Annotated in this window: 6 protein-coding genes and 1 pseudogene; 2 read left to right on the top strand and 5 right to left on the bottom strand. The window is 45.0% G+C overall.

What is annotated here, in order from left to right:
• Window positions 1-2: 2 nt before the first annotated feature.
• The 4 genes from HG547_RS01875 to HG547_RS01890 form a co-directional block, all read right to left on the bottom strand.
• A complete protein-coding gene (locus HG547_RS01875) occupies window positions 3-1,352 on the bottom strand; it encodes a sensor histidine kinase (protein ID WP_169546776.1) in 1,350 nt (449 codons plus the stop codon).
• Window positions 1,343-2,017: a response regulator gene (locus HG547_RS01880; RefSeq protein WP_011072043.1), complete on the bottom strand. Its 675-nt coding sequence runs from the start codon at window positions 2,015-2,017 to the stop codon at window positions 1,343-1,345. Before HG547_RS01880 ends, HG547_RS01875 begins: the two co-directional genes overlap by 10 nt.
• A gap of 186 nt (window positions 2,018-2,203) precedes the next feature.
• Window positions 2,204-2,530 carry a hypothetical protein gene (locus HG547_RS20950; protein WP_169546778.1) on the bottom strand — a complete coding sequence of 109 codons (327 nt, stop codon included), beginning with the start codon at window positions 2,528-2,530 and terminating at the stop codon, window positions 2,204-2,206.
• Between the two features lie 157 nt (window positions 2,531-2,687).
• Window positions 2,688-4,001 carry a dicarboxylate/amino acid:cation symporter gene (locus HG547_RS01890; RefSeq protein WP_169546781.1) on the bottom strand — a complete coding sequence of 438 codons (1,314 nt, stop codon included), beginning with the start codon at window positions 3,999-4,001 and terminating at the stop codon, window positions 2,688-2,690.
• Window positions 4,002-4,221: 220 nt separating this feature from the next.
• On the opposite strand from HG547_RS01890, the gene HG547_RS01895 reads away from it, so the two are divergent.
• Window positions 4,222-6,765: a hypothetical protein gene (locus tag HG547_RS01895; RefSeq protein ID WP_169546783.1), complete on the top strand. Its 2,544-nt coding sequence runs from the start codon at window positions 4,222-4,224 to the stop codon at window positions 6,763-6,765.
• Between the two features lie 86 nt (window positions 6,766-6,851).
• Here HG547_RS01895 and HG547_RS01900 read toward each other — a convergent pair whose 3' ends face one another.
• Window positions 6,852-9,080, bottom strand: a complete 2,229-nt coding sequence (locus HG547_RS01900; RefSeq protein ID WP_169546785.1) for a M3 family metallopeptidase — start codon at window positions 9,078-9,080, stop codon at window positions 6,852-6,854.
• 273 nt (window positions 9,081-9,353) lie between these two features.
• On the opposite strand from HG547_RS01900, the pseudogene HG547_RS01905 reads away from it, so the two are divergent.
• Window positions 9,354-10,949 (top strand): annotated as a pseudogene (locus HG547_RS01905) (dipeptidase).
• Window positions 10,950-11,338: the final 389 nt, after the last annotated feature.

Consider the following 11,338-nt stretch of genomic DNA (forward strand, 5'->3'; position numbering starts at 1 on the left):
AGTTAGGTTGGGATGGTAATTCTGAATCGCGCGCCTTCAAGATGGCTTTCTTCAATATTTAGACTTCCGCCATAACTACTGACAATTTCATCACATACGGCTAAGCCAATCCCTTGCCCTGGCGATTGGCTGTCGGCTCTTACGCCGCGCTGAATGATTTTTTGCCTAAGTTGTTCTTCTACGCCTGGGCCATCATCTTCGACGATCAATTCAAAATCACCCTGCTGATTAAAATGTGCTGTTACCTGTACTTGGCTAATACATAGCCTGAAGGCGTTTTCCATTAAGTTACCGCAGAGTTCCATTAAATCGCCTTTATTACCGGGAAACAATAAATTAGTCGATATGTTGGCTTTAAATTTCACCTGTTTGTCACGGTAAATTTTAAATAGCATTTGTGCGAGTTGCTCAACAAGTGGGGCAATCGCGGTGTGTTCCTGCTTTAATCCCTGGCGACCTAACATGGCGCGTTTTAGTTGATATTTAACCAGCTGATCCATTTGGCTGATCTGCTCCATGATTTTTTCATTGGCAGATTGCTTTGTCAGACTTGTATCATCGGTAATGGCGTGAACGGCTGCAAGACGAGTTTTTAAGCTGTGCGCCAGATCGTTCATCGCGTTTTGATAGCGTTGTTGTTGGGCGCTCGATTGCTGTAATAGTTGGTTAAGCGCTTGAGTTACGCCTTCAAGCTCAACGGGGTAACCTTCTGAAAGTGACTTAGTCTTACCTTGGTTTATCGACTGCAACTCGTTTTGCATCCTTACGAGTGGACGCATCCCCCAATATGCCGCACTGACCAGCAGAATCAGTGCGAGAGCGAGCACCATGGCCAGACGGATATAGGTGCGTTTACTGAATTTGCTGTATTCCTGCTCGAGCTTGGCTGCATCTTTCATTACAAGCAGGTTGTAATGTACGCCAGCGATTTCTACCGCGAGCAAATACACAAAGTAACCTCTGTCATCGGCCATGGTGAGGTAATAGGGCGGAGAGTCGTTACGGATTTCGTTGAAACGTTCGCAGGTATCGAAGAGGCCACGGTCAACAGCGAGGGATGAGGTCCATACTTGTTTAAACTTCTCATCACAACTTGCGATTACATACCGCTCTTGCTTGTTGTTTTCCTCTAACCAAGCACTGGTATCAGGAATAAGATCATGTTCTCTAAGCTCGGCGGCAACTTGTGGAATTTCGGCGATAAGCTGGGCGGTTTCTTCGTTATAGCTATTTTGCGCATGCAGAATGTTGACCATCCAAGCGAGGCCAAACCCTACTAAGGTGATGATAGATAACGAGGTGAGAAACATCCGGGTAAGCAGACGTTTCTTGAATTTGAGCCTTAGTTGCATGGCAGATTAAATTTATATCCTTGGCCACGGATTGTGGCTATCGGATTATCAATGCCATCGCGGGTGAGTTTTTTACGTAAGCGACTCACCATCACTTCGATAGTATTAGGATCGCCTTCTTTGTCGCCATAAATGACATCTAATAGCCGCTGTTTTGCGACGACTTCATGACAATGGCGCATTAAATATTCGAGGATAAGGTACTCGAAGGCGGTGACTTCCATAATGTCATTGCCGAGCGTTACTTGTTTAGCGGCAAGATCAAGTTTTAACTCACCACTGGTAATGACTGGTTTGACAAAGCCGGCGCTACGTCTGACTAAGGCGTCAAGTCTTGCGACAAGTTCTTCTTTTTGGAAGGGTTTAACTAAATAATCGTCAGCGCCCGCATTGAGGCCTTCAACTTTATCTTGCCAATTCACCCTCGCTGTGAGGATAAGAATGGGGGCTTTAACGCCTTCTTCACGTAATTGTTGGATAAGACTAATACCATCTTGATCGGGTAAACCTAAATCGACAATGGCAACATCTATAGGGTAATTGGTTGCTTGGAAAAAACCTTCTTTGGCAGTGAGGGCCACTTGAACTTGGTTGCCCAAATCGCTTAACTGCACTTTTAGATGATGGGATAAAATAAGATCATCTTCAACAACCAAAATTCTCATAATACTCATGCCTTAACGTCGACTGGACTCAGTGTACGCAAATTATACGCGGGAGCCAAATATTGTCTTATCTTACCCACAAGGAACTTAACCTCGGCTGACCAAGGTTCGTTAGTGGCGAAAATAAGTACTAATCCATTGTCTTTAAAGTCATTATCTTTAATGCATTTTTAATGGCTATTGCCTTTATTTCGCTTTACTCCAGATGCCGTTGCCGCTCCACACTGCACCTAAACTAAATAGCATTACGCTACCCATGATGATCGCCAGTCTTAACCAAGGCTCTCCATGGGCGAGCCGTATCTGTACAGCATCGATTGCAGTGGTTCCCCAAACGGTGATGACACTGATAAACAAAGCGGCTTGAACTATTCGAATCACAAGTGGTTGTTTAATAAGCAGGAAACAAGGTGCTATAGCAAAAAGGCTTGTGAATACAAGCTGGTCATACCGTAAAAAATGTGCGCTTAACAGCCAAAAGGCGACAATCATCCAACTCACTCTCCACCACATAATCTTCTCCAACGCCAATATTGATGCAGGCTAATATAGCGATGATTAAAGGACTATTCTATTTGCTTGTTCACAGAATGGTGATATTGCAGAATAAACAAGCCCAACAATGTTGGGCTTGGAATGATCACATAAACGATAAATTATAGAGATATTTTTAATCTATTTTATGGACTTGCTCATCGAAGCTTGGGGCAACTTTGCCAGCTTGAGTATTATTAAAGACGGTTTCATTAAATTCGCCTTCTGATTTAGCGATCACGACTGTGGCCACACAATCGCCAGTGACGTTTACTGCGGTACGAACCATATCCAGTAGTCGGTCGACACCAATAATTAATGCAATACCTTCAACGGGGAGGCCAACTTGGTTAAGCACCATCGCGAGCATTATGAGGCCAACACCAGGGACGCCTGCAGTACCAATCGAGGCCAGAGTCGCGGTTACAACCACCGCCGCATAATCGGTAATGGTTAACTCAATACCAAATACTTGAGCGATAAATACCGTTGCGACACCTTGCATAATAGCCGTGCCATCCATGTTAATGGTGGCACCTAATGGCAGGGTAAAAGAGGCGATTTTATTATCTACACCAAGTCGGTGTTCTGAAGCTTCTATGGTAATAGGTAAGGTAGCGTTAGAGCTGGCGGTGGAAAAGGCAAATAACTGTACATCGCGCATTTTGCGAATAAAGATCAACGGACTTAAACCTGAAAACACCTTAAGTAAAATGGGATATACAATAAAAGCGTGAATAAGCAATACGACGAGTACGACAAAGAAATACTGAACCACGCTGCTGAAAGTTTCTACGCCGAGAGTTAAGGCAAGTTTACCCATTAGAGCAAAAACACCGTAAGGCGCAAGCTGCATAATCAGGGTAACTACGCGCATAATCACTTCGTTTAAATCTTCAAACAATACAGCAATACGTTTACCACGCTCGCCAATATGAGCGATAGCAAACCCAAAAATCACTGCAAAAATGATGATTTGCAGCATATTGCCTTCGCTCATGGCTTGCATTGGATTGGTCGGCACTATGCTGATTAACACATCAGCGAGACTCGGCGCTTCTTTTGCAACGTAATGCATTTTCTCTGACGCGAGTGAAGCATTACCCGGGTGGACTATCACTGCACTGATAATAGCTAGTACTAAGGCTATAGCGGTTGTGAATAAATAAAAGGCTAATGTTTTGCCGCCTAATCGCCCTAATTTTGAGGGTTCACTTAAGGAACATGTCCCACAGACTAAGGAAATAAATACCAGTGGAACGACTAACATTTTTAAACTTGAGATGAAAATCGTACCGATAACATGTAAAAAGCCGTTGGTAATATAGTCCTTAATAAATGCACTATCCGGAAAGTAATTACGTAGAAATAGTCCAATTGCAATACCCGTAACCATGCCGATTAAAATTTTACTGGTAAGGCCGAGTTTATGTTGTGATGAGGTTGCCATGGGGGTTCCTGTGTGTTTTTTATACGTTCTAATATTGGCGACGACAAGACTAGCAAGAAAATGCAGAAGTTTAAATGAGTTCTAATGTTAAACTAAGTTCAAAATATGCAAAATAAAATAAGAGAGTAATGGAAAAGTTACGTGAAAATTGTGTAATGTTAGCCTATAAGTTATAAGCGTCAATCTTAGTATTATCATTAGAATAACAGGGAGCCTGACAATGAAGTCAGCGTATAAGGTTTTTCTCGCAGGACTATGTTCACTTTTTTTGGTTGCATGTGGAGGCGGAGGCAGTATCTCCGATGATGGCTCTGGTACCACTCCATCAGATAAATATGTCATTAAACTGGGGCTGACAAATTCAAGTGGGCAACCGATAACTGAAGTTTCGAATGCTGTTCCTGGGAAATTGAATGCAGAATTAACTAAAAATGGAAGCCCTTTTGTGGGGCGAATTATTTTTAATTTAGAAGGTGATGGAGTTCTAACACCTGAAAGTGGTGTCACTAATGCAGATGGAAAAGTTTCCATTGATGTTTTACCTGGAAACAAGCTCGGTTCTGGTCGGATTACTGCAACATATACACCCGCTAGTGGAGCAGCTGTAACATCTGATCCTTTTGATTTTAAAACTAAAGGAGATGGCGGAGCCGCTAATGGGGGAGCTCAAGTTACTCTAAAACTGACAGACTCTGCTGGTAATGCGATTGATAGTATTACGTCGACTACACCTGGCATTTTAACTGCAACAGTAACTGGATTATCAAAAGCAGCCATTGTTACTTTTGATACAACAATTGGCGATCTACCAGTAAAAACTGCCATTACAGATATTAATGGCAAAGCTAGCGTTAATTTATATGCGGGAAGTCTTCCTGGTGCGGGTACTGCAAAAGCATCGTTGAACACGGGTGAGTTTGGTGAGCAAGTCTTTGTAGTGGGCGCTACCAATGTATTAATGGGAAGTGGCTCGCCCTTCGTGTCAGGCAAAGCAGATGTGAGTGCTACCACATTATCAGCAGGAGGAACTGCAACGATTTCTGTCCTTCTTCAGGATAGTAACGGTAATCCATTTACCGAGCCTGTGGATGTTAAATTTGCTTCAACTTGTTCAAATAAGGCGACACCAGAAGCAGTGTTAAGTACTCCTGTTACCGCAGTCGGCGGCCAAGCAACGAGTACCTATCTCGCAAAAGGATGTGTCGGTGATGACAATATTACTGTTACTGCAGATGTAGGGGGTAAAAACCTTTCCGCTACAGGTATTATTAAAGTGTTGTCAGCAAGTGTAGGTAGTATCGTTTTCGTTGATGCAACACCTCAGAATATTGGTATCAAAGGCACTGGCACTGCAGAATCTGCCACTTTGCGTTTTAGAGTGTTGGATACAAATGGCAATGCTGTAGCGAATAAATCGGTCGATTTTAAGCTTAACAATGATTCTGCTGGATTAAGCTTAACACCTGCAACTGCGACATCGAATAATCAAGGCTACGTACAAACAGTAGTGAATTCTGGTACTGTCGCAACCACGGTGCGTGTGACTGCAACGACTCAAGGGTCCAATGGGGCCGTCATTTCAAGCCAATCTAATGTATTAGTCGTTTCAACGGGTAAGCCTGATCAAGACAGCTTTTCACTCTCCGCTTCAGTTTTAAACGTTGAAGGCTGGGATTATGATGGCGCTAAAGTGACTGTAACAGCCCGTTTAGCTGACGCTTTTAACAACCCTGTGCCAGATGGTACTGCTGTAGTGTTCACTGCGGAAGGTGGTTCAATTGAGAGTTCATGCCAAACAAAAAAAGGAGTGTGTTCTGTAGTTTGGACTAGTCAACAACCTCGTCCAGTTGGTGTTGCCGCTAATGGGCCTTTTTTCGATAGCATTGGTAATCGCGTTAAAGATCCTACTGCTTTATTAAAGCAAGAGGTCAATCTCGCTGGTCGAAGCTATTTTGGGAACTATTATGGCCAACCCTATGGTGGACGAGTCACTATTACTGCTACAGCAATTGGTGAAGAGTCTTTCCCTGATCTAAATAGCAACAATATTCTCGATACCGCGAATGAATTTAATTTATTTGTCGGTACCTCAACAAATTGTGGCCGTGATAACAGCGGAGACTGTTATGACTTGACCGAAGCCTACGTTGATCATAACGAAGATGGTATTTATACGCCGAAGTATATGACAGCAAGTACTACGGATACCTCCGGTGCTCGCGAAACCTTCACTGACTTTATTGATCCCGTGAATCCAACAGGACAAGGAGAGTTTAACTTAGCGGATGGAGAGTACAGCGGTGTGTTATGTGACGCTTCAGTTCCTGGGGTAAAATGTAGCCCACAAGCTTCAATTTCGGTTCGGCGCTCGCTTGTTCTTGTAATGTCAAGCAGTGAGGCTTACGCAACCAGTCTTGGAAATGTTGTGATTACTGATAATGTTGCAGGTAACAACCAAATTGATATCGGACTAAAAGGTAGCGCATCTGTTGTATTTACTATAGCTGATATTAATAATCAGCAAATGCCTGCTGGAACAGTGGTTAACTTTAAAGCTACAGGCGCTACTGTCACGAGTTCAGGTAGTTATACTTGGCCAAGTACAAATTATAATGGTGGCAGACAGTTTGTTGTAAGCTTAAAAGGTGGCGATCAGCCCGACTCTGGTAATTTAATTGTCACAGTTACAACGCCAGGCTTAAGTGATGTTGGACTCGCAGGGACGGCATCTGAGGTGCTTAATATTCCCATCGTGGTTAAATAAGAACTAAAAAAATAAGGTGCCGATGGCACCTTATTTTTTGTTCATAACTACAATACTCGCATTGTTTTCACCGTGCTGGCGGTTGATTACTCAGCAATTAAACCGCGGCTACGCAACAACGGTTCGATTCCTGCCTCTTTTCCACGAAATTTTTTATACATCAACATAGGGTCGTCACTGCCACCCTTAGACAAGATGTTGTTACGGAAGGCATCGGCGGTCGCTTTATCGAAAATGCCATTTTCTTTAAAGGCTTCGAAGGCATCGGCACCTAAAATATCCGACCAGAGGTAGCTGTAGTAACCGGCAGAATAACCGCCCGCAAAGATATGCGAGAAGTAAGTGCTGCGGTAACGTGGGCTGATCTCATTAATCAATCCCATGGCAGTTAACGAGTCGGCCTCAAACTTGGCGGCATCCTTAGGCGAGGTATCGGTTAAGGTGTGCCAATCTAAATCGAGCTTAGTGGCGGCCATATATTCAACGGTCGCAAAGCCTTGGTTGAACTTGCTGGCGGCTTGGATTTTTTTCACCAGTTCCTGCGGGATCACTTCACCGGTTTTGTAGTGCTTAGCAAATTGCGCGAGCACTTCGGGCTGAGTCATCCAGTTTTCGTTGACCTGTGAAGGGAACTCCACATAGTCGCGAGGTACTGCTGTTCCGCCCTGTGAGCGATATTCAACATTGGATAACATGCCGTGCAGCGCATGGCCAAACTCATGGAACAGGGTGCTGGCTTCATCGAAGGTGAGCAACGCAGGTTCATTACCCGCTGGGCGAGGGTAGTTCAACACGTTGACAATAATGGGTTTAGAATCGACACCATTCATATGGTATTGCTTGCGGAACGAGTTCATCCAAGCGCCGCCGCGTTTGCTATCACGGGCAAAATAGTCGCCCATAAAGATGGCCATAAGCTTGCCGTCTTTATCATACACTTCCCAAGTACGCACTTCGGGGTTGTATTTGGGTAAGTCGGTGCGTTCTTTAAAGCTTAAACCATAGAGGCGATTGGCCGTATAGAACACGCCTTTTAGGGTGCTGTCTAGGGAGAAGTAAGGACGAGTTTGCTGCTCGTTAAAGCTGTACTTCGCAACACGGATTTTGTCGGCATAGTAATCCCAATCCCAAGCTTGCAGCTTAAACTTGCCGCCTTGGCTGTCGATTAACGCCTGCATATCTGCAACCTCAGCCTTGGCTTGGGCAAGGGCTGCTGGCCAAACTTTATTGAGTAAGCCGTAGACATTTTCAGGCGTCTTGGCGGTGCGATCTTCTAACACAAAATCCGCATGGGTTTTATAGCCCATGAGCTGCGCACGTTCGGCGCGCAGTGCGGCAATTTTTGCCAGAATGACTTTGTTATCATTGGCATTATTGTTATTACCACGTTCGATATAACCCTTATAGAGCTTTTCGCGTAGTTCGCGATTATCGGCATACGTTAAAAATGGCGTGATAGACGGGCGTGACGTGGTAAATACCCATTTGCCTTCATGGCCACGTTTTTTCGCGGTTTCGGCGGCGGTGGCAATCACATCGGCCGGTAAACCTGATAAGTCAGCTTGCTTATTAATCACTAGCTCGAAGGCATTGGTTTCGGCTAACAGATTGTCACCAAAGGCTAAGTTAAGTTTGCCGATTTCTTCATTCAGGGCGCGCAGCTTGGTTTTATCCTGCTCGCTGAGGTTAGCACCGCCACGGGTGAACGATTTATAGGTGTCTTCGAGTAATTTGGCCTGCGCCGTGTTGAGCTTTAAGCTGCCTTTGCTGTCGTAAACGGCTTTAACGCGTTGAAACAGATTATCATTCAATAAGATATCGTCTTCGGCGGACGATAACATTGGCGAGACTTCCTTGGAAATCGCTTGCAGCTCAGGAGTGGTATCAGCCCCAGTTAAGTTAAAGAAGACGTTGGAAACGCGGGTGACGAGATCGCCCGAAAACTCCATCGCTTCAATGGTGTTGGCGAAGGTCGGCTTGTCTTTATTATCGACAATCGCTTGGATTTCTTCGTGTTGTTGGGCGATACCCGCCTTAAATGCAGGGAGGAAATGCTCGGGCTTAATCTTATCGAAGGCCGGTATTTCCATAAACGTATCATAGGGTTTAAAGAATGGGTTGCTGGCATTTTGGCTGATGATCTGTGCCGACATGGCATTCGGTGCGACTTTCGCCTGCGCCGCAATATCGCTGTGCTGTGCACTACAGCCACTTAAGGCGAGGGCGAGCGTGATAGCGCTAAAGGTCAGTGTGATTGCGCGTGGTTTGAGTGTTCGCGCGTTAAGGGCCTGTGATTTTAGGCTTAGTCCCTTCATGTCAATTTCCCGTTAGGTGATTATTATTCTGTTGGATTAATGGTGTTAACAACCATTAAGCTTATTTTAAGCTGACTGTTTAGCATGTATTCGCCTAAGGGTTCCATCGATTTTGTGTTTTGTTTGTAACAAATGGTTAGCCTGCGGTTTTTAACGGAAGAACTATGGCAAACTGAGCCCCGCACTAAGGCAATATTCGGCAAAGGATAAAGCCATTACTTTGGTGCGTTTGAATGTAAGTCCCTCATCATACAAATAATAAATAGGACCTCTATGGAATTGCTTCAGTTTAACTGTACGAGCCTCTGTCGTCGTTTTTCTTATTCCCTATTAGCCGCTGCGCTGTGGACATCGCAAGCAGCAGCGTCATCAACTAGCCTTAGCCAAGATGCACTTAAGGTGGCCGATTATGCGGTGAGCATCTATGACGCACAGATGGTCAAGAGTCTGGCGCATTTAATCAGTTTTAATACCCAAGCAGTGGAGGGGCAAACGCCCGATACCAACCCTGCTTTTATTGGTTTTAAGTCGAGTTTAAAAAGCTTGAGCCAAGAACTCGGGCTCGATTATGCCGACCACGGTTATGTGGTGCTGATTGGCCTCGATGCCAATGTTGTCGATGCCCAACGCTCACAGGTTGAGAAATTGGGAGTCGTCACCCACGGCGATGTGCAACCCGCCAATCCCGCGCTCTGGGCCAAAAGTCCCTATGTGCTGGATACCGAGTCTGAACCTGGCAAGCTGATAGGTCGCGGTACCGAAGATGATAAAGGCGCGATTGTCACCGCCATGTATGCGATGAAGGCCATCAAAGATAAACAACTCAAACGGGAAAAACGCATTGAGCTGTTGGTGTATTTAGCCGAAGAGTCCGATTGGGATCCACTAAAAGCCTTTTTAGCCCATTACACTCCAGCGCAGATGAATATCACCATAGATGCTGAGTATCCTGTGGTTACCGCCGAAAAGGGTTGGAGTAAGATTGGCTTTACTGTACCGAATCTTGAGTCAACGCAGGAGCAGGGCGTCGCAAAAGTTCCTAGCTTAACGGCATTCTCAGGCGGCTATTTTGCTAGCCAAGTGCCACAGCAAGCCGAGGCGCAAATTCATGCCATTACCCCAAGCTTGTTTGAACAATTACAGGCGAGCGCCGCAAAGCAGCAGGGGATGAAGTATCGATTCGAGCGTACTTGCGAGCAGGCCGTGTGCGACTTGCATATTTTTGCCGACGGTAAGGCGGCCCATTCCTCCACGCCAGAAGATGGGGTGAATGCTGTGACGCATTTGGCCGCATTACTGCAGCCATTCACTTGGCCTAAAACCACCGCGGCACTCACTGTCGCCGCCATGAATGAGTTAGTGGGGTTGGGGATTTATGCCGAGCAGTTTGGCGATCTGGCCTATAAAGATGATTTTATGGGCGCTTTAACGCTGGTCCCCACTGTCGTTGCGCAAACGAGTAAAGGGACTTAAGTCACCATTAATTTACGTCGACCAGTGGGCAAAACGCCTGAGTTACTCTCAGCCCAAGCCAAGGATGCATTGAACAAATGGCAAGCAGAGCATCAAGTGACTCTCATCGATGTGGAAAGTTATTGGGGCGAACCTATGGTGATAAAGGATGCACCCCATCAGCAAACCTTACTCAATGTGTTTGCCCACTTTACCGGCATAGCATCTCCCAAACCTGTGGCCATTGGCGGCTCAACCAACAGTAAATTATTTCCTAACGCCTTAAGTTTTGGCCCCGCCATGCCTGGCGTGGAATACACCGGCCACACGGAGAAAGAATTTATTACCCATAAACAGTTTATGCTGAATTTGAAAATGTACACCGCCGCTTTTATTGAGTTAACCGCTGCAAAATAGTGTGCTTTCTAATTTGGTCGATTGATTAAAGTGATGGGTGAAATACTTCGGATAGCGAAAGAGGGTTACTTAGCACTAAACTTATCAGTTTATAAGATAATGGCGGCTAACCTGAGATTACCTTAATTGTTAACACAAGATAACAACAGTTCATCTGGCTAAAAGCTTTTGCCCCAAAGTGTGTTTCGGCTCGTTAGCTCAATCGAAAATTCCCACACCTGCTGCCATACAAATTCTCATCTATTTGCCTATGTTTGGCCTTACCAGAAATCGGCTAACAATGTATGGGTATAAGGGCTATCCATTTAGCGCCACCAGTGTCAATATGTAGTAATGAAAACTTCATCGTATTTATTAAAAGCTGGCGTCGATTACCCTACAAATTGGGA

Origin of the sequence: Shewanella sp. DNRA4 (assembly GCF_012843185.1) — a bacterium.
GTDB classification, from domain to species: domain Bacteria; phylum Pseudomonadota; class Gammaproteobacteria; order Enterobacterales; family Shewanellaceae; genus Shewanella; species Shewanella xiamenensis.